This is a genomic window from Burkholderia sp. Ac-20365 (assembly GCF_017104715.1).
GTDB lineage: Bacteria > Pseudomonadota > Gammaproteobacteria > Burkholderiales > Burkholderiaceae > Paraburkholderia.
Genome location: NZ_JAAGPI010000049.1, coordinates 1 through 23,932 on the forward strand (window position 1 = coordinate 1; position 23,932 = coordinate 23,932).

Consider the following 23,932-nt stretch of genomic DNA (forward strand, 5'->3'; position numbering starts at 1 on the left):
GACGGCGACCGGCTGCCCGTCGGCGCGCCGCGCGCGGGCGTGGGTTCCGGCTTTTCGCCCGATGCGCCCGAGTTCGGCGTGAAAGCGCCCGCCTGGTGCAAGTTCGTGCTGGTCGACGAACCGGTGCGGCGTGGACGTCATCCGTCGGGCGTCGCGTGGGCGCCGCCCATCCGCGTGCTGCCCGGCCCCGAGTACGACACCTTCACGGAAGACGCGCAGCAGACCTTCTGGAACGACGAGTGGCTCGTCACGCCGAACAGCAACCGGATGGGCTACCGGCTGTCGGGCAATCAGTTAAAGCGCACGCAAAAGCGCGATCTGCTGTCGCACGCAGTGATGCCGGGGACAATCCAGGTGCCGCCGAACGGCCAGCCGATCATCCTGATGAGCGACGCGCAGACCACGGGCGGCTATCCGAAGATCGGCGCGGTGATTCACGCCGACTTGTGGAAGCTCGCGCAGATCCGCCTGAACGGCGCGGTGCGCTTCATTCCGACCACGACCTACGAGGCGCGCCAGGCGCTGATCGAAGAACGCAAGTACCTGCGGCAGATCGATGCCGCAATCGGCATGCATGAAGAACGCTGCGCGCGGCTCGCCGCGTCCGCAGCGGTGTAAGACCAACGAGGAACATCATGGAAATCGATTTGAACGCCGATCTCGGCGAAGGATGCGGCTCCGACGAGGCGTTGCTCGATCTCGTCAGCTCGGCGAATATCGCGTGCGGCTGGCACGCAGGCGGGCCGAACGCGATGCGCGAATGCGTGCGCTGGGCGGTGGAGAAAGGCGTGTCGATCGGCGCGCATCCGAGCTTCAACGACCCGGAAAACTTCGGCCGCAAGGAAATGGATCTGCCCGCCGAAGAAATCTACGCAGGCGTGCTGTATCAGCTCGGCGCACTGTCGGCGATTGCGCAGGCCGAGGGCGGACGCATCGCGCACGTGAAACCGCACGGCGCGCTCTACAACCAGGCCGCGCGCGACGCGAAGATCGCCGATGCGATCGTCTCGGCCGTGCATGACTTCGATCCGTCCGTGGCGGTGTTCGCGCTTGCCAACAGCGGGCTGGTGACGGCCGCGCGCAACGTGGGCCTCGTTGCAATCGAAGAAGTGTTCGCCGACCGCGGCTATCGCGCGGACGGGTCGCTCGTGCCGCGCAAGGAACCGGGCGCGCTGCTCGAAGACGAGGACGAAGTGCTCGAGCGCACGCTGAAGATGGTGCGTGAGCAACGCGTGCAGGCCGTCACGGGGGAATGGGTGCCGCTCAACGCGCAGACCATCTGCCTGCACGGCGACGGCCCGCATGCGCTCGCGTTCGCACAGCGCATTCGCAAGGCGCTCGAAGCAGCGGGCATCGACGTGCATGCGGCCGGCGCGGCGCGTGTCTGATTCCGGCACCCGGCCCTGAAACACAGAAATCTCGCAGCAACGTACGCCCCGCTTTTCGCGGGGCATTTTCCAGGTGTTTCCAGGTATCTGGCGAAAAAGCAACATCGCCAGTTGCCAATGGATTTTTGAAGCTTCAGAAGTTCGGCAGTCACCGTAGCAGCACTAAAGCACTAAAGCACCACAGCAGTTCCCGCAGCAACGACAGGCAGTGCAGCCGATGCAGCCACCAAGAGCCGCACGGCAGGTAGGGAAACCGGGCCGCAAAGCATGGCCCGGCGCCATTAAAGTTCGCCGCCACGAGCGGTGTCCCAATGCAGGACCACCTCTGGAGATCTACATGCAGTCCACCGTCAATCTATGGCCGCTCATTGGCGTCGCGGTCATCATCGTCGGGTTTGTGTTGCGCTTCAATCCGATGCTGATCGTGGCCGCGGCCGCCGTCATCACCGCGATTGCCGCGCATTTCCCGCCCGACAAAATCCTCGCTGCCATCGGCAGCGGCTTCATCAAGACACGCAATATCCCGCTCATCATCCTGTTGCCGCTCGCGGTGATCGGCCTGCTCGAGCGGCACGGGCTGCGCGAACGCGCGCAGACGTGGATCGCCAGCATCAAGGCCGCCACGGCCGGGCGTCTGCTGATCGTCTATCTGCTCGTGCGCGAGCTGACGGCGGCGGTCGGCCTGACCGGCCTCGGCGGTCATCCGCAGATGGTGCGTCCGCTGATCGCGCCGATGGCGGAAGGCGCGACGGAAACGCGCTTCGGCAAGCTCACCGATAGCGTGCGCTACAAGCTGCGCGCATTCTCGGCCGCCACCGACAACGTGGGCCTCTTCTTCGGCGAGGACATCTTCGTCGCGTTCGGCGCGATCGTGCTGATGGTCACGTTCCTGAAGGAAGCGGGCATCACCGTCGAGCCGATCCACGTCGCCGTGTGGGGCATTCCGACTGCCATCTGCGCGTTCCTGATTCACGGCTTCCGGCTCTGGCTGCTCGATCGCAAGCTAGAACGCGAGTTGCGCGGCAACACCGCGGCGCAAACGGCGTCGAACCACCATAACAGCGCGACAGGCAAGCCTGCGACGCAATCGGCCACTGGGGACGAAGCATGACACTCACCATCAACTATCTGTTCTGGCTGCTCGGCATCGTGCTGCTGGTGATCGGCGGCATGATCGTCACCGATAAGGACCATCCGCGCCGCCTCACGGCGGGCGGTTTCTGGATCATCTACGCGCTGATCTTCCTGATCGGCGACAAATTGCCTGTCGAACTGGTCGGCGTGCTCGTGATCGCAATGGCGCTGATCGCCGGCTTTGGCGGCGTAACCGCCGGCAAGGCCAGGGTGCTCTCCGAAGAGGCCCGCAAGGCAAGCGCCGCGCGCCTCAACAACAAGCTGTTCGTTCCGGCGCTGACGATTCCGGTCGTCACGGTGATCATCACCTTGTCGGCGAGTCACCTCGTGTTCGGCGGCACGCCGCTGATCGAGCAGAAGAACGTCACGCTGATCGGCTTCGGCATCGGCTGCGTGATCGCGCTGGCGTTCGCCTGCGTGATGACGCGCGACACCGTCGGCCAGTCGATGAAGGAAGCGCGCCGTCTGGTCGATGCGCTGTCGTGGGCGGCCGTGCTGCCGCAGATGCTCGGCATGCTCGGCCTCGTGTTCTCGGACGCGGGCGTCGGCAAGGCAGTGGCGCACGTGACGACCGCGTACATCAGCCTCGACTACCGGCTGATCGCCGTGGCCGTCTACTGCATCGGCATGGCGCTCTTCACGATGGTGATGGGCAACGGCTTCGCCGCCTTCCCGGTGATGACGGGCGGCGTCGGCGTGCCGATCCTCGTCAATGTGTTCCACGGCAACCCGGCCGTGATGGTCGCGATCGGCATGTTTTCGGGCTACTGCGGCACGCTGATGACGCCGATGGCCGCGAACTTCAACATGGTGCCCGCCGCGCTGCTCGAACTGCCGGACAAGAACGCGGTGATCAAGGTGCAGATTCCGACCGCGCTCACGCTGCTCGTCGTGAACATCTTCCTGCTCAACTTCCTGATGTTCCTGTAACGCGTTTGTGTTGATCCAGACTGCGGGCGGCTTGCGATTCCTATTTCCAGGACCGGCGATCCGCCCGCGCGGCCGGTTTCACAAGGCGCATCACCCTTTTTAGGATGCTTCTGATAGTTCGGTCGAGGCCTCGAACCTAACCTGTGATGGTTCCATCGTTCACAGACCGGCGCATCGACAAAGATGCGCCGGCTTCTTCGAGAGTCTGGAGAGCATCGCCATGCAAACGCAATCCGCCGCCCCATCTTCCTCCTCAGCTTCCTCCGCCGATCACCTTTTCCCCGTCACCCTCGCGTTTGCGCTCGAAGCGCATCGCGCATGCCGTTTCACCGAAGCCGAAGCGCTGTACCGCGAAGCTCTCGATATCTGCCCCGAACAACCCGACGTGCTGCACTACTACGGCGTTCTGCTGCATCAGCGCGGCCAGCACGCAGAGGCACTCGAATACATCGATCTCTCGCTCGAACTCGAACCGGACAATGCGGAATGCTGGAACGACCGCGGCTTCGTTGCCGACGCGCTCGGTGAGAAAGCGCTCGCGCTGCGTTGCTATCGCGTGTCGCTGGCGCTCGATTCGCGCTCGCCCGATGCGCACAACAACATCGCCGTCGCGCTGGAATCCGAAGGCAAGCTCGGCGAAGCGGTGCATCACTATCGCGAGGCGCTGAAGATCGATCCGTTGCTGGCGGACGTGCATCTGAATCTCGGCTCCGCGCTCGACCGTCTTATGCAATTCGACGACGCTGACGAGCACTATCGCGCGCTGCTTTCGCTGAACGCGCGCACGGCCAATGTGTGTTTGAAGTCGGGCGAATCGGAAGACATACCGCTCGATGCGCTGGAAAATGCGCTGCATCTCGCGTCGCATGCCGGCCGTCTGCGTGTTGCCAACGTCGCAAGCGTCTGATCGCGCGGTAAGGCCGATCAGTAAGGTCGATCAATAAGGATCGACGACGAAGCCGCGCTGCCGCAGCAACTGCAGCACGCCCTTCTGCCCACCCAGATGCAGCGCGCCGATCGCGACGAACACCGGCTTGTTCGGCGCGGCAATCTGCAGCATCCGGGTGACGAAGCGCCGGTTGCGATCGAACACGATCTTGTTGTCGACCTGCGCGGAGACGCGCGGGTCGCGCGCCAGCTTCTCCGACTTCGCCGCTTCCCACGCGGCAATCGCGTCCGCATCGCCGACGCGCCATAGCCGGTGCAAGGTCTGCACATCAGCGACATTTTCGGCGGGCGTCTGCACCAGATCCTGCGCGAGCATTTCGCGCTGCTGCGCGAGCGTCAGCCCCGTGAAGGCGCGCATTTGCTCGCCGAGCGTCTCCAGCCCGACAATCTTCCCCCTCTGCCGCAGATACACGTTCTGCAGCTGCGCTTCCGTGCCGTATTCGGTTTGCAGGCCGGCGCTCAGCGAATCGTAGGTTTCGACCAGCAGTGACGCGAGCCACGGCCGCATCTTGCGGATTTCATCGAGCGCGGCGGGATTGCCGCGCAGACGCATCGCCAGCTTGTGCCACAGCGGCTCGGGTAACAGCTTCGGCAAGCATTCGTGCGCGCACACGCCGTACTTCGACACATCGTCCTGCGAGACGAGCAGATCGTCGGGCGACAGTTCGAGCGCAAGCGTCGGCGAGGCGGCCAGCGCGCCGAGAATCGGCGCCCGGAACGGATGGTTCGGCGGATAGTCGTTCGGATCGCCGACATGCAGCGTGCCGAGCAGATAAATCGTGGTTCTGCCGCGCGTCGCGACATAGAAAGGCATGCGCGCCGGTTGCGTGCGCACCGGGCCGCTCGCGGTCGTGCCGCTGGCGAAGGAAGGCGGTGGATTGAAACCGGGCAGCGTCGCGCGCGGTTGCGACGGCGTGTGCGGCACAGGAACGGCCGGGCGGCCGACCTGGTTGGCCTGCGCGGCCTGCACAGGCGTATTCGCCGATGCGCCCGCGGCATAGGCCGGGGCGATCACAGCGAACGGATGCGACGGCAACAAAGGGCATTGCGCCACCGCGACGAGCAGCGCGCCCAAAAGGACGCGCCTGATCCGCCGGCAGGACGATCCAACACGCGAAGACACAATGCGCGCGCCGCCTGCATGCTTCATGGATTGAACATGCAAACGACGCGCGTGACGGCGCGTAACATCACGCGCCGCCACCCCATCATGCATTCGTGTCGTCTCCCACCTCCTCGGCGCGGTGACACGAGACCTGGCGACCATCCACTTCACGCAGCTTTGGCTCTTCTTTGCGGCAACGCTCGATAGCATACGGGCAACGCTGGTGGAACGTACAGCCCGACGGCGGATTAAGCGGCGACGGCATCTCACCTTGCAGCTTGATCTGGATGCGGCGATCCGCTTCGAAGATCGACGGCGTCGCGGACATCAGCGCGCGCGTGTACGGATGACGCGGCTTGCTGAAGATGCGCTTCTTGTCGCCAAGCTCGGCGACACCGCCGAAGTACATCACCATCACGTCGTCCGCAATGTGCTCGACCACCGACAGATTGTGCGAGATGAATACATAGCTCGTCTTGAACTGATCCTGCAGGTCCATGAACAGGTTCAGGATCTGCGCCTGGATCGACACGTCGAGCGCGGAGACGGGTTCATCGGCGACGACGATCTGCGGATCGAGAATCATCGCGCGCGCAATGGCCACGCGCTGGCGCTGGCCGCCCGAGAACATATGCGGATAACGCTTCGCATGCTCGGGCCGCAGGCCGACGGTGCGCATCATGTGCGCGATGCGTTCGCTACGCTCGCTCGCGCTCAGTTGCGTGTTGATCGCGAGCGGCTCGTTCAGCGTCTGCTCGACGGTCTTGCGCGGATTGAGCGACGCAAACGGGTTCTGGAACACCATCTGCACGCGGCGGCGCAGTTGCGCGATCTTCTCGTGGCTCGCGCCAGCGACGTCTTCACCGTCGATCAGCAGACGTCCGGCCGAAGGCGCTTCGATCATCGTCAGCTGGCGCGCCAGCGTCGATTTGCCGCAGCCGGATTCGCCGACCACAGCAAGCGTCTTGCCGCGTTCCAGGTGAAACGATACGCCGTTGAGCGCCTTCACCGTGCCGTGGCCGAACATGCCGCGCTTCACGTCGTAGTAACGCGCGAGGTTGTCGGCGACCAGCACGTGGTCATTCGCGGTGCTGCCAGCGGAGCGCCGCGTTTCGGGTACTGCATTCATCGTGCGCCTCCGTGTTGAATGGCATCGCGAACCAGGTTCAGCGGCTTGATGCAGCGGACCTGGGCTGCTGCGTCGTGCTCCGTCAGTGCCGAAAGCGCCGGACGCGCCTTGTTGCAATCGTCCACGACGTATTTGCAGCGCGGCGCAAACAGGCATCCCTTCGGCCGGTCGTCACGCCCCGGCACCATGCCCGGCAGCGCGGACAACCGCACCGCGCCGACGTTGTGCTCGGGAATCGCCGCCAGCAGCGCTTCCGTGTACGGATGATGCGGCGCGGTGAAGATATCGGGCACGCGGTTCGTCTCGATCACTTCGCCCGCGTACATCACGGCCACGCGCTGCGCGACTTCCGACACCACGGCCAGATCGTGCGAGATCAGCACCAGCGCCATGCCGCGCTCTTTCTGCAACTGCACCAGCAGTTGCATGATCTGCGCCTGAATGGTCACGTCGAGCGCGGTGGTCGGCTCGTCGGCGATCAGCAGCTTCGGGTTGCAGGCCACCGCCATCGCGATCATCACGCGCTGGTTCATGCCGCCCGACATCTGATGCGGGAACGTGTTGATGCGGTTCTTCGCGTCCGGAATGCCGACCTGATCGAGCAGTTCGAGCGCGCGTTTGTTGAGCGCGTCGCCCTTCAGGCCTTCGTGCAGCTTCAGCACTTCCTTGATCTGATAGCCGACGGTGTAGCTCGGGTTCAGGCTCGTCAGCGCGTCCTGAAACACCATTGCCACGTCCTTGCCGATGATCTTGCGGCGCGCTTTCGGCGACGCGTTCAGCAGGTCCTTGCCGTCGAACGTGACTTCGTCGGCGGTGACCTTGCCGGGCGCGTCGATCAGGCCCATCAGCGCCATCATCGTCACGCTCTTGCCCGAGCCCGATTCACCGACGACGCCGACCACTTCGCCCGGCGCCACGTTCAGATTGATTCGATCGACAGCGGGCAGGCCGCTGAAGTTCACCGCCAGATTGCGGATTGTTAGCAGGTTACCGTTGCTCATGTCAGGCCAACCTTTTGAGTTTCGGGTCGAGTGCGTCGCGCAGCCCGTCGCCGAGCAGGTTGATCGTGAGCACCGAGATCAGGATGGCGAGACCGGGCATGGTGACGATCCACCATGCGCTGTCGATGTAGTCGCGTGCCGACGCGAGCATCGCGCCCCACTCCGCCGACGGCGGTTGCACGCCGAGGCCGAGGAAGCCGAGCGCGGCGGCATCGAGAATCGCCGACGAAAAGCCGAGCGTGGCCTGCACGATCAGCGGCGCGGTGCAGTTCGGCAGCACTTGCGAGAACATCAGGCGGAACGTGCTGGCGCCCGCGACGCGCGAGGCCATCACGTATTCCTTGTGCAACTCGCCGAGCGCCGACGCGCGCGTCAGACGCACGTAGCCAGGCAACGCGACGATGGCGATCGCCAGCATCGTGTTCACCAGACCCGGACCGATGATCGCAACCACCGCCACCGCAAGCAGCAGCGACGGCAGCGCGAGCAGCACGTCCATGATGCGCATGATCGGCGTGTCGGCCCATTTCTCGAAGAACGCGGCGATCAGACCGAGCACGATGCCGGGAATCAGCGCGAGGATCACCGAGACGAAGCCGATCCAGAACGACAGGCGCGCGCCGTACATCAGACGCGAGAGGATGTCGCGGCCCGCTTCGTCGGTGCCGAGCACGAACTTCCAGCTCCCGCCGTCGAGCCACGCGGGCGGAACCTTCACGGAATCGCGGTATTGCTCGATCGGGCTGTGCGGGGCGATCAGCGGCGCGAAGATCGCGATGAAGATCAGGATCAGCACGATAATCCCGGCGCCGACGGCGCCGCGATTGCGCGAGAAGTTGGACCAGAATTCACGGGCGGCGAGAACCCGGCCGCTGGGCGGTGTAACCGCCTGGGGGACTGTATTTTGGATGTCTGCCACGGTATTACCTCGTATGGCGAATGCGCGGATTAAGCACGCCGTACAGCAAGTCGACGACGAGGTTCACGACGATCACGAGTGTCGCGATCATCAGGATACCGCCCTGCACGACGGGATAGTCGCGCCGGCCGATCGCGTCGATCAGCCATTTGCCGATGCCCGGCCACGAGAACAAGGTCTCCGTCAGCACCGCGCCCGCGAGCAGCGTGCCGACCTGCAGGCCGATCACGGTCACGACGGGAATCAATGCGTTACGCAATGCATGCACGACGATCACGCGTCCCGGCGACAAACCCTTCGCCCGCGCGGTGCGGATGTAGTCTTCGCGCAGCACTTCGAGCATCGACGAACGCGTCATCCGCGCGACCACGGCGAGCGGAATCGTGCCGAGCACGATCGACGGCAGGATCAGGTGCGACAGCGCCGAGCGGAACGAGCCTTCGTCCGTGCCGGGCAGCAGCGAGTCGATCAGCAGGAAGCCGGTCACGTGCGGAATGTCGTATTCAACCGCGATGCGGCCCGACACAGGCGTCCAGCCGAGCTTCGCCGAGAAGAACATGATGAGGATCAAGCCCCACCAGAAGATCGGCATCGAGTAGCCGGTCAGCGCCGTGCCCATCACGCCGTGGTCGACGGCCGTGCCGCGCCGCAGTGCAGCGAACACACCCGCCGGCAGGCCGACGATCAATGCGAACAGCATCGCGCAGATCGACAGCTCGACGGTGGCGGGGAAACGGGCCGTGAATTCGCTCATCACGCTGGTATTGGTGATGATCGACGTGCCGAGGTTCCCCTGCAGCGCGTGACCCACGTAATGGAGGTACTGGATGGGCAGCGGTTCGTCGAGCCCCAGGCGCTGCATCGCGGCAGCGTGCATGGCCGGGTCGACGCCGCGCTCGCCCATCATCACTTCGATGGGGTCGCCCGGGATCAGGTGAATGAGCGCGAACGCGAGGATCGTGATACCGATGAAAGTCGGTATGACCATCCCGATGCGGCGCAAAACGAATCGGAACATGGTTCGTCCCTATGGTCTTGGTGAGAAAAAACGCAACCGGCGACGAGGGCTCGTGACCCCGGTCGCCGGACCATTTCGACCAGTCTTCTAACCGAACGAAAAGCGTACTGCGTATGGGATGCAGCAGGCAACGAAGCCCACCGCATCACGTGATTTACTTCATGCTGACGCCGTCGAAGCGCGCATAGCCGAGCGGCTCGATGCGCATGTCGACAACCTTCTTGCTGACCGGCTGATACACCGTCGAGTGAGCGATCGGCGAGAACGGCAGTTGCTGCGCGAAGATCTGCTGCGCCTGCACATACGCCTTCGTGCGATCTGCCTGAGCCGTCGTTTCACGGCCCTTCTTCACGAGATCGTCGAACGGCTTGTAGCACCACTTCGAGAAGTTGTTGCCGTTCACCGCGTCGCAGCCGAGCAGCGTGCCGAGCCAGTTGTCCGGGTCGCCGTTGTCGCCCGTCCAGCCGATCAGCATCGTGTCGTCTTCGCCTGCGTGAGCGCGCTTGATGTACTCACCCCATTCGTACGTGACGATCTTCGCCTTCACGCCGATCTTGGCCCAGTCGGCCTGGATCATTTCGGCCATCAGCTTGCCGTTCGGGTTGTATGCGCGCTGAACCGGCATTGCCCACAGCGTGATGTCGAAACCGTTCGGGAAGCCAGCCTTGGCGAGCAGCGCCTTGGCCTTTTCCGTATCGTATGCCGGCATCTTCAGGCTCTTGTCATACGACCATTGCGTAGGCGGCATCGGGTTCGTCGCGGCCTGGCCTGCACCTTGATAAACGGACTCGATGATCGCCTTCTTGTTGATCGCCATGTCGAGTGCCTGACGCACTTCGAGCTTGTCGACCGGCTTGTGCTGGACGTTGTACGACAGATAGCCCAGGTTGAAGCCCGGTTGCGACGGCATGTCGATGCTCGAATCGGCCTTCAGCGGCGCGATGTCGGCGGGACGCGGATAGCTCATCACCTGGCATTCGCCGGCCTTGAGCTTCTGCACGCGCACGCCGGCGTCCGGCGTGATCGAGAAGATCAGCTTCGAGATCTTGACGGTGTTCGGCTTCCAGTAGTCCGGATTGCCGTCGAAACGGATCGTCGCGTCCTTCGTGTAGCTGCGGAAGATGAACGGACCCGTGCCGACCGGCTTCTGGTTGATGTCGGCGGCATTGCCCGACTTCAGCAGCGAATCTGCATATTCAGCCGACAGAACCGACGCGTATTCCATTGCCAGATTCTGGATGAACGGCGCGTTGACTTCCTTCAGCGTGAACTTGACCGTGTACGGGTCGACCTTTTCGACCTTGTCGATCAGCTTGTCGAGACCCATGTCGGTGAAGTACGGGAACTGCACCGGGTAAGCCTTGCGGAACGGCTGGTTCGTATCCAGCATGCGCTGGAACGTGAACACGACGTCATCCGCGTTGAATTCGCGGGTCGGCTTGAACCATGACGTGGTGTGGAATTTGACGCCGTGGCGCAGATGGAACGTGTACGTCTTGCCGTCCGGCGAGACTTCCCACTTTTCTGCGAGGCCCGGCTCGACCTTCGTGCCGCCGCGTTCGAATTCGACGAGGCGGTTATAAACCGTGAACGTATTGGCCGTGAAATCCACGCCCGTGGTGTATTGCGCCGGATCAAAGCCCGCCGGACTGCCTTCCGAGCAGTACACGAGGGTTTTGTTCGGGATATCGGCGGCGTTCGCCAGTTGGGTCCCCGCCATCGATGCCGCTGCCGTCGCGACCAGCATCGTGAGCCGAGCCGCGCGCAACAGTTTGTTTTGCTTCATGTTTCCTCCAGGATCAGCGCCGGCAAAAACCAGCGTTGCGCGATATTACTCAGCTTTGCCAGGGGCCGCAATTGGAGGAAATTAACTTTGTTGACGATCGGAAACAGCTTCTGGAAGCGCTACCGCACCGGCTGCGGCAGCGCTTTTGAACTAGAGCGAAATTAGGTGCAAATGCCGAAAGTTGCTCACTTCAGGCCGACGTTCCAGAACTGGGTCGGACCGAACGGGTCGATTTTGAAGCCGGTGATCGCCTTCGACAGCGGTTGGTACACAGTAGAGTGTGCAATCGGAGTGAAAGGAACCTGATCCTTGAAGATTTTCTGGGCTTCCGTGTAGTCCTTGGTGCGCACTGACATGTCAGTTGTGCTGCGGGCGGCCTTGATCAGATCGTCGAACGGCTTGTAGCACCATTTGGAGAAATTGCTGCCGTTGACGGCGTCGCAACCGAGCAGCACGCCGAGCCAGTTGTCCGGGTCGCCGTAGTCGCCCGTCCAGCCGATCAGCATCGCTTCATGCTCGCCACTGTGTCCGCGGCGGATGTATTCGCCCCACTCGTAGGTGACGATTTTCGTCGTCACGCCGATCTTCGCCCAGTCCGCCTGCAGCATTTCGGCCATCAGGCGCGCGTTCGGGTTGTACGGACGCGAAACGGGCATCGCCCATAGCGTCAGGTCGAAGCCGTCGGGATAGCCCGCCTGCTTGAGCAGGTCCTTGGCCTTGTCGACGTCGTACGGTGCGTCTTTGAGGCTCTTGTCGTAACCCCATTGCGTGGGCGGCATCGGATTGGTCGCGGCCTGGCCGGCGCCCTGATAGACGGAATCGATGATCGCCTTCTTGTTGACGGCCATATCGAGTGCGCGGCGCACGAGCACGTTATCGAGCGGCTTTTTGGTCGTGTTGTACGCGATAAAACCCAGATTGAAGCCCACCTGATGCGGCAATGCGAGCGACGAATCCGACTGGATCTGCGGGATATCCGCGGGCTTCGGATAGCTCATCACCTGGCATTCGTTGCGCTTGAGCTTTTGCAGGCGCACGGAGGGATCGACGGTAATGGCGAAGATCAGCTTGCCCGCCTTTACGACGCCGGGCTTCCAGTAATCCGGATTGCCGTCGAAGCGGATCGACTCGTCCTTCGTATAGCTGCGGAAGATGAACGGCCCGGTGCCGACGGGGAACAGGTTGATATCGGACGCCTTGCCCGCTTTGAGCAGCTGGTCCGCATATTCGGCCGACAGGATCGACGCGAACGGCATTGCGATCTGCTGCAGGAACGGCGCGTCGACTTCCTTCAGTGTGAAACGGACGGTGTACGGATCGACCGCTTCGACCTTGGTGATGTTCTTGGCGAGGCCGAGATCGTTGAAGTACGGGAACGGCACGTTGTAGGCCTTGCGGAACGGCTGTTCGGGATCGAGCATGCGCGTGTACGTGAACACGACGTCGTCCGCGTTGAAGTCGCGCGTCGGCTTGAAGAACGACGTTGTCTGGAATTTCACGCCTTTGCGCAGGTGAAACGTGTATTGCAGGCCGTCGCTGGAGACATCCCATTTTTCGGCGAGGCCGGGCTCGATGTCGGTGCTGCCGTGGCCGAACTCTACTAGCCGGTTGTAGACGGTGTATGAGCCGGCGCTGAATTCGACGCTCGTCGTGTATTGGGCGGTGTCGAAGCCCGCCGGGCTGCCTTCTGAGCAGAAGACAACGGTTTTATCCGGCAAGGGTGCCGCAGTGCTTAGAGCAGGGATGGCTAGCGCCGCGAGGATTGTGATGGCTTTTCGAACTTTTCGAACTTTTCGAACTGCAGACAGCGTCGATGACATTGGCATGGCGTTCTCCGCAAGGCAGCTGGGTCGAGTGCCCTTGGATCATAGTCAGCCAATAATCAGGTTCAATATGGGTTTTCACTCTGCTTTCGGGTTTTGGGTTTGGTTTTGGTTTTGGGTTTGGTTTTTGTTTTGTCTTGCGACGCTGGGGTGGTTTGCTTGTGGTTTCGCTGGCATCCGCGATGTGATGTACCCCTTCACGCGTCGCCCCTGTGCGGGGCGGCACTTACTTTCTTTGCCGCCGCAAAGAAAGTAAGCAAAGAAAGCGGGCTAACACCGCCCGTTCCTGACCACCGCCTGAGGGCCCCCAACGGGTCCTCCACTTCACACGGCAACTTCCCGGTTACTGCCCGTTGCCAACGCCTCGAACAGGCGCCTCACCCACTTCAATCACCCGTAGCGCAGCTGGCAGCAGCGAATGGTTGATGCCGCCCAGGTGGCAAACTGTGTGTAGGCCGTAGTGCTCCACGCGTCAGCGCTCTTACGACACCGATCGTGCTTTCGCCGTGCCAGTGGTTTTCAGTCCGGAGTGATGTGCGTACGCCGCGAAAGCCGACACACAGTTTGCCGCTATAGAACGTGGGAGATGCGATCGCGCTTGTGGCGACGCGGGCGTGTGAAGCGGGTGAGGCGCCCGTTCAAGGCGCTGGCAACGGGCATCGACCAGCGAGGTTGCCGTGTGGAGGGGAGGAACCGTTGGGGGCCCTCAGGCGGGAACAAGAATTAGCGGTGTTCAGCGGCTTTCTTTTGCCTACTTTTCTTTGCCGCGGCAAAGAAAAGTAGGTGCCGCCCCGCACAGGGGCGACGCGTGAAGCGGTAAGTCACATCGCGGATGCCAGCGAAACGACAAGCAGACCAACTCAGCGTCGCAAGACAAAACCAAAAACCAAAACCAAAACAAAAACCAAAACCAAAACCAAAACCAAAACCAAAACCAAACCGTCAGCCCACAAGCCGCTCACAAATAGCCTTAGTAGCAGCCGAACCATTGAGGGTATAAAAATGCAGACCCGGCACTTTGGCATCGACGAGCCGTCGACAAAGATCCGTCACCACATCAAGCCCAAACGCACGAATCGACTCACGGTCATCGCCAAAACTTTCGAGCCTGCGCGCGACCCAGCGCGGCACTTCCGCCCCGCACATTTCGGAAAAGCGCATCAACTGCGAAAAGTTCGTGATCGGCATAATCCCCGGCACGATAGGTACATCGACGCCAAGTTTCTGCGCGTCATCGACAAACCGGAAATACGCGTCAGCATTAAAGAAATACTGCGTGATCGCCGAATTGGCACCCGCCTTCACCTTGCGAGCAAAGTTCTCGAGATCGTGCTTCGGCGAACGCGACTGCGGGTGATACTCGGGATATCCCGCCACTTCAATGCGGAACCAGTCGCCAAACTCGGCGCGAATAAAACTCACCAGTTCCGACGCATAGCGCAACTCGCCGACCTCGCCCATGCCCGACGGCAAATCGCCACGCAACGCGACGATATGCCGGATGCCGTGCGAGCGGTACTCGTTGAGTATCGCGCGCAGACTATCCTTCGACGAACCAATGCACGACAGGTGCGGCGCGGCTTCGAGGCCGTCCTTCGCCATGTCGAGCACGGTGTCGAGCGTGCCCTGCTGGGTCGAACCGCCGGCGCCGAACGTGACGGACACGAACTTGGGCTTGAGCGGCAGAAGCTGCTCGCGCGTCGCGCGCAGCTTCTCGAGCCCTTCCTGCGTCTTCGGCGGGAAAAATTCGAATGAAAGTTCGATGGGGTTCATGGTCTTGTTGGCAACCCGTCAGCCTATGCTGCGGTTGCCGAAGATAAGCGCGGACAACAGCCACGACACGATGCTGTACAGAATCGAGCCGAAAAACGCCGACCAGAAACCCGACACCTCGAAGCCCTTCAGCAGCGACGCGCACAGCCAGAAGCACAGCGCATTCACCACCAGAATGAAGAGCCCAAGCGTGAGTATCGTGACGGGCAAGGTCAGCAGAATCAGCACCGGCCGCAAGACGGTATTGATGAGCCCAAGCACCACCGCGACAATCAGCGCAGTGCCAAAACTGCGGATGTGAATCGACGGCACAAGGTAGGTGATGATCAAGAGCGCGAGCGCGTTGATCAACCAGGTCAGCAATACGGTCATGAACAGCTCCTGTGGGCGTGAAGTCCGGATTGAACTCGAAGGGCACGCGAGAAGCATCGGCCGATGCAATGCGTCGCATCAGCCATCCGCTTCGTCCGATGCAGCCGCCCGCCGAAACGCGCGGCTGCATCCGTCATGCCGCCAGGTGACTTAGTAACGGTAGTGGTTCGGCTTGAACGGACCGTTCTTGTCGACGCCGATGTAGCCAGCCTGTTCCGTCGACAGTTCCGTCAGGTTCGCGCCGATGCGCGCGAGGTGCAGGCGCGCGACCTTCTCGTCGAGCTGCTTCGGCAGAACATAAACCTTGTTCTCGTACTTCGCGCCGTCGACGAACAGTTCGATCTGCGCGAGCGTCTGGTTCGTGAACGAGTTCGACATCACGAACGACGGGTGGCCCGTTGCGCAACCCAGGTTCACGAGGCGGCCTTCAGCCAGCAGGATCACGCGCTTGCCGTCCGGGAAAATGATGTGGTCGACTTGCGGCTTGATGTTTTCCCACTGGTACTGGCGCGTCGACGCAACGTCGATTTCCGAGTCGAAGTGGCCGATGTTGCAGACGATCGCGTTGTTGCGCATCGCCTTCATGTGATCGTGGTTGATCACGTGGTAATTGCCCGTTGCCGTCACGAAGATGTCGGCGTGCGGCGCAGCGTATTCCATCGTCACGACGCGGTAGCCTTCCATCGCCGCCTGCAGTGCGCAGATCGGATCGATTTCCGTGACCCACACGGTGGCGCCCAGACCGCGCAGCGATTGCGCGCAGCCCTTGCCCACGTCGCCGTAGCCTGCAACAACCGCGATCTTGCCGGCGATCATCACGTCGGTTGCGCGCTTGATACCGTCGACGAGCGACTCACGGCAGCCGTACAGGTTGTCGAACTTCGACTTCGTGACGGAGTCGTTCACGTTGATCGCGGGGAACGGCAGACGGCCTTCCTTCTCCATCTGATACAGGCGATGCACGCCCGTCGTCGTTTCTTCCGTCACGCCCTTGATGTGCGCGAGGCGCGTCGAGTACCACGTCGGATCGATCTCGAGATGCTTTTCGATCGACTTGTACAGCGCGACTTCTTCTTCGTTGGTCGGCTTCGCGATCACCGAGCGATCCTTCTCGGCCTTCGAGCCGAGAATCAGCAGCAGCGTTGCGTCGCCGCCGTCGTCGAGAATCATGTTCGCGAATTCGCCATTCGGCCATTCGAAGATGCGGTGCGAGAACTCCCAGTATTCGTCGAGCGATTCGCCCTTGAATGCGAACACGGGCGTGCCGGCCTTCGCGATCGCAGCAGCTGCGTGATCCTGCGTCGAGAAGATGTTGCACGATGCCCAGCGAACGTCAGCGCCCAGTGCCGTCAGCGTTTCGATCAGCACGCCCGTCTGGATGGTCATGTGCAGCGAGCCAGCAACGCGCGCGCCTTTCAGCGGCTGCTGCGTCTTGTACTCTTCGCGGGTTTGCATGAGACCGGGCATTTCGGTCTCGGCGATGGTGAGTTCCTTGCGGCCCCAGTCGGCCAGCGACAGGTCGGCAACAACGAAATCTTGAGAATTTTGGGAATCCATAACTGCGGCGTTCATCACGCCCTCCTTTCTAAAAATGACTAGAAATTTGACGTGAGCGCCGTTCGATGCGGTTGGTTTGTAGGCGCGGCGCGCGTCCAATCCTTCCGATTGAAAGCCTTCGAGCCTGGCGGGCCGAGCCCGTCGCAACGCTCCTCGAAGACGAACGGCGATTGTAGCAAAACGAGATGGCTTGCGGTGTGACGAATCAGGCTATGCCGATTGATTCTGCGCGGATTCTGCGTTTGAACTCGCGGTCAGATGTGGCGCCAGTTCCGCGTTGCGCAATTCGCTGATCGCGGCATAAGCGTCGCGCACGTAGCGCCACGATGCGTCTCTGGTGGATGAAACGAGTTCGCCGCTTGCGTGCTGCATGCCAAGAGAAATGCGGAAATAGCGTTCGGCATGGATGTTCGGGTGATAGTGCATGCGCACGCGCTTGCAATCGTCGAGACGCAAGTTGCCGAAGATGTTCAGCAGCGCGAGCGACAACGCGCCGTCTTCGCCGCCGTGGCGACGGAATACATCGTCGAGCGGAAAGCCGCCTAGCGCGGCATACACGGAGCGGCGAATCACGAGACTGCTCGGTACGGTATTGCTCAGTATCGCCGCGTGTTTTTCGAATTCGGAATGACGCGTGATCTCTGCCGGAAAGCCGCAATAGTCGACGTCGAGGCGGATCGACGGCTGGCCGGGATGGGTTTGCAGGAAGGCGGCTGCCGCAGCGAGCGCGCCCGGCAGGTACTCGTCGTCTGCATCGATGAAGGCGAGCAGCGGGTGCCGCGCGTGCATCGCGCCCCAGTTCCGCGCGCGCGCCGCGCCGCCGTTTTGCGGCATGCGCAGCAGTTCGATCTGTGGATAGTGCTGCGCGTATCGCGTGGCGATATCCGCCGAAGCATCGCGTGAACCGTCGTCGATCACGATGATCTGCGCGGCTTCAGGCTGCGCGACGACGCTATCGAGCGTGCGGGCGAGTGTCAGTTCGGCGTTGTAGCAGGGAATGATGACGGAGATCGAAGACATCGCGTGAGACCGGCGGCGGCATTGAAAAATTGCCGCCGATCATACGGCGCACGCGCCGCCGCTCATCTCAAATTAGGTGCGGATCTGTTCGACGCGTCAAAGCGGCAGTATGCCGAACAGCGGCGCCAGCAGCACCATCACGACGCCCGCGATCATCATCGTCAGGCTTGCGACGACGCCTTCTTCGCTGCCGAGTTCACGCGCTTTCGCGGTGCCGACGCCGTGCGCCGCTGCGCCGAACAGCGCACCGCGTGCAAGCCGCGTGCGCAGCGGCACGAGCGCGAGCACAAGCTCACCGAACAGCATCCCGCACACACCCGTCGCGATCACGAACAGCGCGGTCAGATCCTTTGGCGCGTGAATCTTGTCGGACACCGCGAGCGCGAACGGCGTGGAAACCGAGCGCGTCATCAGGCTGCGTTGCAGTTCCGGCGACAGATGCAGCAGCTTCGACAGCGCCAGCGATCCGCCCACGGCCACAACGATGCCGACCGTTACGCCGACGGTGAGCGAAATCCAGTGCTTGCGCAGCAGATCGCGGTATTCATAGATAGGCACAGCGAACGCGACGGTAGCCGGGCCGAGCAGCCACATCAGCCAGCGTGTGTCCTGGAAGTAGACGGGATAAGGAATGCGCGCGACGACGACGATCACGGCCAGCACCACGGGCACAGCCAGCAGCGGCGTCAGCCACGGCGACCTGAATCGCGCGTAGATCGCCTTCGACGCGAAATAGAGCGCCACCGTCAGCACGAAGCAGCCGGCGGCGATCAGCCGGGATGCGTCGTCGGTGAAGAGGGACGTGTAGAAGGCGCTCATCGTCGGAAGGTTCCGGGCGTGAATTAGAGGAAGTTGCGGCTGGCCGCACGACGCTCGACGGGCGCGCGCTGAACCATCACACGACGCAGCGCGAGACGGCGTTCGAGACGCGCAGCCTGTTCGACGGCAAACGCGACGGCCACCATCACCATCAGCGTGCCCGCGATCACGACCAGCGCGAGGCGCCAACCGTCTTCGCGGAACAGGCCGCCGTACTGGACGGCCGCGACCGCGGCGGGAATGAAGAACAGCAGCATGTCCGACAGCAGCCAGTCGGCGCCGGCCTTCACCCAGCGCGGCGCGACGCCGCCGCAGAACAGCAGCGCGAGCAGCGCGACGAGACCGACCACGCCACCCGGCACGGGCAAACCGAAACGACGCACGACGAAATCAGCGGCGAACCAGACTCCGGCGATGCCGGCACTCTGCACGGCAATCCGGCCGATCTTCGCGACGGGCGACGTCGCATCGAGGCGGACAGAAGCGGCAAGACGGGCGATCAGCGGGGAGATCATGGCAAACCCTAGGTGACTTTTGGATGAGATTCAGTATAGGGTGCAGTGCAACATAAATATAATGACTTAGAATTATCAGAAGCATTCCAAATTGGAATTTCGAGGGCTATAGATATGGAACTGCGCGCGCTCCGCTATTTCGTCGAAGTCGTGAAGCAACAGAGCTTCACCGTCGCGGCCGAGCAGATGTTCGTCACGCAGCCGACCATCAGCAAGATGGTGAAGTCGCTGGAAGACGAAACGGGCTCGCCGCTGCTGCTGCGCGACGGCCGCCAGATGGTGCTGACCGATGCCGGGCGCATCGTCTATCAGCGCGGCCAGGAAGTGCTGGCCGCCTACGCGCAGTTGCAGGCCGAGCTGAACGATCTCGACAAGCTCGGGCGCGGCGAACTGACCATCGGCATCCCGCCGATGGGCGGATCGCTGTTCACGCCGGCTATCGCCGCGTTCCGGCAGCGCTATCCGAAAGTCGAATTGAAACTGTTCGAGCAGGGTTCGAAGGCCATCGAGGCCGCGCTGATTTCGGGTGAGCTGGAACTCGGTGGCGTGCTGCAACCCGTCGACGACCAGATCGACGTGCTGCCGATGACCCGTCAGGTGCTATGGCTCGTCGCGCGTCACGGCTCACGCTGGGATGCGTTGCAGGACGTGCCGCTCGCCGATCTCGCGCACGAACAGTTCGTGTTCTACGGCGAGAGCCTCGCACTCAATGACGTCGTGCTGACGGCGTGCCGTACGGCCGGTTTTGCGCCGACCATCGTTGGGCGCAGCGGACATTGGGATTTCATGGCGGCGCTGGTGCTGGCAGGTGTCGGCATCGCGCTGTTGCCCGCACCGTATTGCCGGCGGCTCGACGCGGCGCAGTTCACCTGCCGGCCCGTCGTCACGCCTGAGATTCCATGGGAAATGGCGATCGGCTGGCGGCGCAACGGCTACCTGTCACACGCGGCGCGCGCGTGGCTCGAGGTCGCGCGCGAGACGCTGCCGGGCCTGACCACCGACAACTTCACCCATCCGCCGACTTTCGACGTGCCCGCGCCCGCTCCGGATCGCGCGAAACCGGCGCTGAAATGAAAAATGCCGCCCGGTTTGCACCGGGCGGCATCGATTGCTGCTGGTTTGGCTCTTACTGCGCCTGAGCCTGCACTTCGCTGAATTCGATCCGTCGATTCGCGAAGCGCCCGCTTTCCGTAGCATTGCTCGCCGCGGGGCGCACGTTGCCGTAGCCCTGTGCGACGAGCGCATCGGCGGGTACGCCCGCCTTCACTAGATACGCGCGTACGGCGTCGGCGCGTTCCTTCGACAGTTCGAGATTCGCCGCTTCACTGCCGACATTGTCCGAGTAGCCCGCCACTTCGAGCTTCAGCGCATGGCCGCCCGTCGCGCACGACTTGAGCAGTTGCGCCGACTGGGTCAGATCGTCGAGTGCCGATTGCGGCACATGTGCATCGCTCGACGCGAAATTGACGACCTGCATGTTCAGCGTCTTGACGAGATCCGCGCTCGCGCACGACGTGCCCGGTGCGAGCAACGCTTTGGCCGCGTTCCTGAACGATTGCGCGGCGCTTGCCACGGCTTGCGCCGCATCGAATGCGCTCACCTGATACGGTGCGCCGAACAGCGACTTCAGGCGATCAACCCAGCCGGACTTCGCATCGGCGGCCGCGCCGCTCAGCTCGACGTGCGTGCCGTCGATCTTCAGTTCCGCGCCGGGCGTCGACAGCAGCGGCATCAGCGCGTCGATCTGCGCGAGCCAGTCAGCGGCCTTGCGGTTTTCATCGACGGTGATGTCGGCGTTGACATTGCCGGCGCCGAATTTCTTCGTCAGCGCGTTCAGCAGCGCCGATTTTTCGGCGGCGTTCTGTACGGTCGCCGTGATTGACGGCTTGCCGTTTTTGTCGACGGCCGCGATCAGTTGCGCGTCTTTTGCGACGGCGGGCGCTGCGTCGGTCGCGATCTTGCCCGATGCGCTGGCCGCGTCGTCGTGCGGCGCCTGAGCGGCTTGCGGCGCGATAGCCGTTTCCGAAGCTGCGGGCGTTTCGAGCGTCGCCGCGGCTGCATTGCGCCCGAGCAGACTGGTCGCGGCCGGGCACCAGGCCAATGCGACCCACGTCAGCATCGCAACGATCGCACCGATCAGCGCGGACAAGGCCGCCACGCCGAACCAGTGCTTCGCCTTCGGGCCGACATGGCCCACTTCGCGCGCGGGCTGAACAACTGAGGTCGCGGTGGGAGACAAAGTGGGTTCGACCGGACCGCTCACATGCACCGTCGCATGTGCGGGCGCCGCGGCAGGCTGATCGAAATGTGACGACACCGCGCGCACCTGCGAGCCGACCGTCTGCGTGAACGCCGCTGCGCCGCCGAGACCGAGCACCGTCGTGAGGCCATCGTTCAGAAACGGCGCGACGTGCGGCAACTGCTGGCCAAGCAACGCGGGCAACTGGCCGATATTGCCCCGATGCTCGAGGATGTGCCGCTTGAGCACGCCCATCAGAATGCTGCCCGTGATGCCCGATACCGCATGCGTCGCATGCGCGGGCACGCCCGTTTGCATCGACACGGCGTCGCTCAGTCCGTCGATACGGCGCTCGAACGAATGCTCGAGCAACTGGCGCCCGGTCGACGACAGCTGCGTGACGCCCGTCGTGCTCGCGATCAGGCGAGGCAGTTGTTCGGCGATATCCGCGTTGACTTCCTGGCCGAGGATCGTCGCGAACAGCGCACGCGCGCCATCGAGCGTTGCGCACTTGTTCATCAGGCCCGCGACGATCGCCGGCGTGGTGATGTCCACAACTTTTGCCGTTGCTTCGGATGGCAATCCGAGGCAGTTCGACAGCTGCCGAACCACCGCGTCCGGCAGTGCTGACCGGACCCGTTCAATCACATTGACATTCATCGATTCGTTTCCCTGAATTTCAAACGCGCGCCTGGGCGCCCTTCGTTGGGGCGCGATTATAGGAGCGGGAAAATCTCAGAATTGAACCGACGAACAAATTTGAAGCTTTATCGGAATTCTCTTATCTGGCCGGTTGGTCTATGTCACAAACGGGTGTCCGGGTTGCTGAAATCGGGCTGCCGCCAGCGCGGCGCGTGGCGGCGATGAAATCCGCGGCACGCTCACCGATCATCACCGTCGGCGCATTCGTGTTGCCGCCGATCAGCGTCGGCATCACGGAAGCATCGACCACGCGCAGGCCCGTCACGCCGCGCACACGCAGTTGCGGATCGACTACCGAGCGCTCGTCGCCGCCCATCCGGCAAGTTGCGACCGGGTGATAGATCGTATCGGCGTGCGCGGCGATCGTCGCGCGCAATTCGGCGTCCGTCTGGCCTTGCCGCGTATAGAGTTCGCGCCCGCCGCACAGCGCGAGCGACGGCGCATCGAGAATGCGCCGCGACAGATGCACGCCTTCGACCAGCAGATCGAGATCGCGCGGATCGCTGAGAAATGCGGGATCGATGATGGGTGCCTCGCGTGCATCGCTGCTCGCGAGCGTGACGGTTCCTCGGCTATGCGGACGCAGCACGCACACATGCAGCGAATAGCCGTGCCCCCAATGCATGTGACGGTTGTGATCGTCGACGAGCGCCGTGCAGAAATGCAGCTGCAGATCGGGACGGTCGAGTGTCGGCCGGCTTTTCAGAAAGCCGCCCGCCTCCGCGACGTTGCTCGTCAGCATGCCGCGCCCGTTGCGCAGATACGAGACGAAGCCGGGCACAATCTTCGCGAAGCCGCGCAGCGAGAAGCCGATGGTCTGCGCTGAGCGCACGCGCTTGTTGAGCGTGAAATCGACGTGATCGGTGAGATTGCGGCCAACTTCGGGCGCGTCGTGCACGACGGGAATGCCGAATGCGCGCAGATGTCCGGCGGGACCGATGCCCGAGCACATCAGCAGTTGCGGCGAGTTGAACGCGCCCGCCGATACGATCACTTCCGCGCGTGCCTCGATGGTTTCCTTCACGCCGCCACGCATCACTTCGATGCCCGTCGCGCGCTTGCCGTCGAACAGCACGCGCAGGACGGCGGCATCCGCAATGGTGTGCAGATTCGGGTGCGAGCGGCCATAGATGTACGCGCGCGCGACACTCCAGCGCTGCCCGTCGCGCTGCGTCACCTGGTAGAAGCCGACACCTTCCTGCATCGGCCCGTTGAAATCGTCGTTGCGCGGAAAGCCGGCTTCGACAGCAGCCTGCACGAAGCGATGCGAAAACGGATTCTGAAAACGCAGATTCGACACGCGAAGCGGACCGTCCGCACCATGCAGCGCATCGGCGCCGCGCTCGTTGCCTTCCGCGCGTCGGAAATACGGCAGCACGTCGTCGAATGACCAGCCGTCGCAGCCCATGCGGGCCCAGTCGTCGTAATCGAGCGGATGGCCGCGCGTGTAGACCATCGCGTTGATCGCGCTCGATCCACCGAAGCCGCGCCCGCGCGGCTGATAACCGCGCCTTCCGCCGAGGCCCGGTTGCGGCGTCGTCAGGTAGCCGTAGTTGGTCTTGAGCTTGAACGGCACGATAGCCGCAACGCCGAGCGGCATATTGACGAACAGATTGCGCTCCGTGTGCGGGCCGGCCTCGACGAGCGCGATGGTCGCATCGGGGCATTGATCCGCGAGACGCCCGGCAAGCGAACAGCCGCCCGAACCCGCGCCGACGATGACGTAGTCGTATTGCATCTCCGCTCCTCCTTGT

20 protein-coding genes, 1 pseudogene and 1 riboswitch are annotated in these 23,932 nt (G+C 62.8%); of the genes and pseudogenes, 6 read left to right on the top strand and 15 right to left on the bottom strand.

Going from position 1 to position 23,932, the window contains the following annotated elements; all coding sequences use genetic code 11:
• The 5 genes and pseudogenes from G3O01_RS40205 to G3O01_RS40225 form a co-directional block, all read left to right on the top strand.
• Positions 1-618, top strand: a pseudogene (locus tag G3O01_RS40205) (allophanate hydrolase); the annotation flags it as partial.
• Positions 619-635: 17 nt separating this feature from the next.
• On the top strand, positions 636-1,388 hold the full coding sequence (pxpA, locus tag G3O01_RS40210; RefSeq protein WP_205813039.1) for a 5-oxoprolinase subunit PxpA: 753 nt from the start codon (positions 636-638) through the stop codon (positions 1,386-1,388).
• Between the two features lie 337 nt (positions 1,389-1,725).
• The gene (locus G3O01_RS40215; protein ID WP_205813040.1) at positions 1,726-2,499 is read left to right on the top strand and encodes a DUF969 domain-containing protein; all 774 of its coding nucleotides are present in this window, start codon (positions 1,726-1,728) and stop codon (positions 2,497-2,499) included.
• Positions 2,496-3,452, top strand: a complete 957-nt coding sequence (locus G3O01_RS40220) for a DUF979 domain-containing protein (protein WP_205813041.1) — start codon at positions 2,496-2,498, stop codon at positions 3,450-3,452. The genes G3O01_RS40215 and G3O01_RS40220 overlap by 4 nt, the downstream gene beginning before the upstream one ends.
• A 220-nt stretch (positions 3,453-3,672) precedes the next feature.
• On the top strand, positions 3,673-4,359 hold the full coding sequence (locus tag G3O01_RS40225) for a tetratricopeptide repeat protein (protein ID WP_205813042.1): 687 nt from the start codon (positions 3,673-3,675) through the stop codon (positions 4,357-4,359).
• Positions 4,360-4,389: 30 nt separating this feature from the next.
• Here G3O01_RS40225 and G3O01_RS40230 read toward each other — a convergent pair whose 3' ends face one another.
• The 13 genes from G3O01_RS40230 to G3O01_RS40290 form a co-directional block, all read right to left on the bottom strand.
• Positions 4,390-5,550: a TraB/GumN family protein gene (locus G3O01_RS40230; RefSeq protein WP_241024672.1), complete on the bottom strand. Its 1,161-nt coding sequence runs from the start codon at positions 5,548-5,550 to the stop codon at positions 4,390-4,392.
• 58 nt (positions 5,551-5,608) lie between these two features.
• Complete coding sequence (locus G3O01_RS40235) at positions 5,609-6,634, bottom strand: peptide ABC transporter ATP-binding protein (RefSeq protein ID WP_205813044.1); 1,026 nt, start codon at positions 6,632-6,634, stop codon at positions 5,609-5,611.
• Positions 6,631-7,635, bottom strand: coding sequence for an ABC transporter ATP-binding protein (locus G3O01_RS40240; protein ID WP_205813045.1), 1,005 nt, complete (start codon positions 7,633-7,635; stop codon positions 6,631-6,633). The genes G3O01_RS40235 and G3O01_RS40240 overlap by 4 nt, the downstream gene beginning before the upstream one ends.
• A gap of 1 nt (position 7,636) precedes the next feature.
• The gene (locus G3O01_RS40245) at positions 7,637-8,554 is read right to left on the bottom strand and encodes an ABC transporter permease subunit (RefSeq protein ID WP_205813046.1); all 918 of its coding nucleotides are present in this window, start codon (positions 8,552-8,554) and stop codon (positions 7,637-7,639) included.
• A gap of 4 nt (positions 8,555-8,558) precedes the next feature.
• Positions 8,559-9,572, bottom strand: a complete 1,014-nt coding sequence (locus G3O01_RS40250) for an ABC transporter permease subunit (protein ID WP_205813047.1) — start codon at positions 9,570-9,572, stop codon at positions 8,559-8,561.
• Positions 9,573-9,726: 154 nt separating this feature from the next.
• Entirely contained in the window at positions 9,727-11,358 is a 1,632-nt protein-coding gene (locus tag G3O01_RS40255) for an ABC transporter substrate-binding protein (protein ID WP_205813048.1), read from the bottom strand.
• Positions 11,359-11,543: 185 nt separating this feature from the next.
• The gene (locus G3O01_RS40260; RefSeq protein WP_205813049.1) at positions 11,544-13,184 is read right to left on the bottom strand and encodes an ABC transporter substrate-binding protein; all 1,641 of its coding nucleotides are present in this window, start codon (positions 13,182-13,184) and stop codon (positions 11,544-11,546) included.
• Between the two features lie 939 nt (positions 13,185-14,123).
• On the bottom strand, positions 14,124-14,954 hold the full coding sequence (metF, locus tag G3O01_RS40265) for a methylenetetrahydrofolate reductase [NAD(P)H] (RefSeq protein ID WP_205813050.1): 831 nt from the start codon (positions 14,952-14,954) through the stop codon (positions 14,124-14,126).
• A gap of 18 nt (positions 14,955-14,972) precedes the next feature.
• On the bottom strand, positions 14,973-15,326 hold the full coding sequence (locus G3O01_RS40270; RefSeq protein WP_205813051.1) for a phage holin family protein: 354 nt from the start codon (positions 15,324-15,326) through the stop codon (positions 14,973-14,975).
• A gap of 150 nt (positions 15,327-15,476) precedes the next feature.
• Positions 15,477-16,898, bottom strand: a complete 1,422-nt coding sequence (gene ahcY / locus G3O01_RS40275; RefSeq protein ID WP_205813052.1) for an adenosylhomocysteinase — start codon at positions 16,896-16,898, stop codon at positions 15,477-15,479.
• A gap of 31 nt (positions 16,899-16,929) precedes the next feature.
• Positions 16,930-17,044: riboswitch (S-adenosyl-L-homocysteine riboswitch) on the bottom strand.
• Between the two features lie 49 nt (positions 17,045-17,093).
• A complete protein-coding gene (locus G3O01_RS40280; protein WP_205813053.1) occupies positions 17,094-17,903 on the bottom strand; it encodes a glycosyltransferase family 2 protein in 810 nt (269 codons plus the stop codon).
• A gap of 96 nt (positions 17,904-17,999) precedes the next feature.
• Positions 18,000-18,722 carry an LrgB family protein gene (locus G3O01_RS40285; protein WP_205813054.1) on the bottom strand — a complete coding sequence of 241 codons (723 nt, stop codon included), beginning with the start codon at positions 18,720-18,722 and terminating at the stop codon, positions 18,000-18,002.
• A gap of 23 nt (positions 18,723-18,745) precedes the next feature.
• The gene (locus G3O01_RS40290) at positions 18,746-19,237 is read right to left on the bottom strand and encodes a CidA/LrgA family protein (RefSeq protein ID WP_205813055.1); all 492 of its coding nucleotides are present in this window, start codon (positions 19,235-19,237) and stop codon (positions 18,746-18,748) included.
• A gap of 114 nt (positions 19,238-19,351) precedes the next feature.
• On the opposite strand from G3O01_RS40290, the gene G3O01_RS40295 reads away from it, so the two are divergent.
• Positions 19,352-20,311, top strand: a complete 960-nt coding sequence (locus G3O01_RS40295; RefSeq protein WP_205813056.1) for a LysR family transcriptional regulator — start codon at positions 19,352-19,354, stop codon at positions 20,309-20,311.
• A 52-nt stretch (positions 20,312-20,363) separates the two neighbouring features.
• Here G3O01_RS40295 and G3O01_RS40300 read toward each other — a convergent pair whose 3' ends face one another.
• Positions 20,364-22,136: an OmpA family protein gene (locus tag G3O01_RS40300; protein ID WP_205813057.1), complete on the bottom strand. Its 1,773-nt coding sequence runs from the start codon at positions 22,134-22,136 to the stop codon at positions 20,364-20,366.
• Between the two features lie 121 nt (positions 22,137-22,257).
• On the bottom strand, positions 22,258-23,916 hold the full coding sequence (locus tag G3O01_RS40305) for a GMC family oxidoreductase N-terminal domain-containing protein (RefSeq protein WP_205813058.1): 1,659 nt from the start codon (positions 23,914-23,916) through the stop codon (positions 22,258-22,260).
• Between the last annotated feature and the right edge of the window lie 16 nt (positions 23,917-23,932).

Bases quoted from the DNA above. Each gene is read 5' to 3' on its own strand.
- pxpA (WP_205813039.1), top strand. From the start codon at position 636: ATGGAAATCGATTTGAACGCCGATCTCGGCGAAGGATGCGGCTCCGAC.
- G3O01_RS40215 (WP_205813040.1), top strand. From the start codon at position 1,726: ATGCAGTCCACCGTCAATCTATGGCCGCTCATTGGCGTCGCGGTCATC.
- G3O01_RS40220 (WP_205813041.1), top strand. From the start codon at position 2,496: ATGACACTCACCATCAACTATCTGTTCTGGCTGCTCGGCATCGTGCTG.
- G3O01_RS40225 (WP_205813042.1), top strand. From the start codon at position 3,673: ATGCAAACGCAATCCGCCGCCCCATCTTCCTCCTCAGCTTCCTCCGCC.
- G3O01_RS40230 (WP_241024672.1), bottom strand. From the start codon at position 5,550: ATGAAGCATGCAGGCGGCGCGCGCATTGTGTCTTCGCGTGTTGGATCG.
- G3O01_RS40235 (WP_205813044.1), bottom strand. From the start codon at position 6,634: ATGAATGCAGTACCCGAAACGCGGCGCTCCGCTGGCAGCACCGCGAAT.
- G3O01_RS40240 (WP_205813045.1), bottom strand. From the start codon at position 7,635: ATGAGCAACGGTAACCTGCTAACAATCCGCAATCTGGCGGTGAACTTC.
- G3O01_RS40250 (WP_205813047.1), bottom strand. From the start codon at position 9,572: ATGTTCCGATTCGTTTTGCGCCGCATCGGGATGGTCATACCGACTTTC.
- G3O01_RS40255 (WP_205813048.1), bottom strand. From the start codon at position 11,358: ATGAAGCAAAACAAACTGTTGCGCGCGGCTCGGCTCACGATGCTGGTC.
- G3O01_RS40260 (WP_205813049.1), bottom strand. From the start codon at position 13,184: ATGCCAATGTCATCGACGCTGTCTGCAGTTCGAAAAGTTCGAAAAGTT.
- metF (WP_205813050.1), bottom strand. From the start codon at position 14,954: ATGAACCCCATCGAACTTTCATTCGAATTTTTCCCGCCGAAGACGCAG.
- G3O01_RS40270 (WP_205813051.1), bottom strand. From the start codon at position 15,326: ATGACCGTATTGCTGACCTGGTTGATCAACGCGCTCGCGCTCTTGATC.
- ahcY (WP_205813052.1), bottom strand. From the start codon at position 16,898: ATGAACGCCGCAGTTATGGATTCCCAAAATTCTCAAGATTTCGTTGTT.
- G3O01_RS40280 (WP_205813053.1), bottom strand. From the start codon at position 17,903: ATGTCTTCGATCTCCGTCATCATTCCCTGCTACAACGCCGAACTGACA.
- G3O01_RS40285 (WP_205813054.1), bottom strand. From the start codon at position 18,722: ATGAGCGCCTTCTACACGTCCCTCTTCACCGACGACGCATCCCGGCTG.
- G3O01_RS40290 (WP_205813055.1), bottom strand. From the start codon at position 19,237: ATGATCTCCCCGCTGATCGCCCGTCTTGCCGCTTCTGTCCGCCTCGAT.
- G3O01_RS40295 (WP_205813056.1), top strand. From the start codon at position 19,352: ATGGAACTGCGCGCGCTCCGCTATTTCGTCGAAGTCGTGAAGCAACAG.
- G3O01_RS40300 (WP_205813057.1), bottom strand. From the start codon at position 22,136: ATGAATGTCAATGTGATTGAACGGGTCCGGTCAGCACTGCCGGACGCG.
- G3O01_RS40305 (WP_205813058.1), bottom strand. From the start codon at position 23,916: ATGCAATACGACTACGTCATCGTCGGCGCGGGTTCGGGCGGCTGTTCG.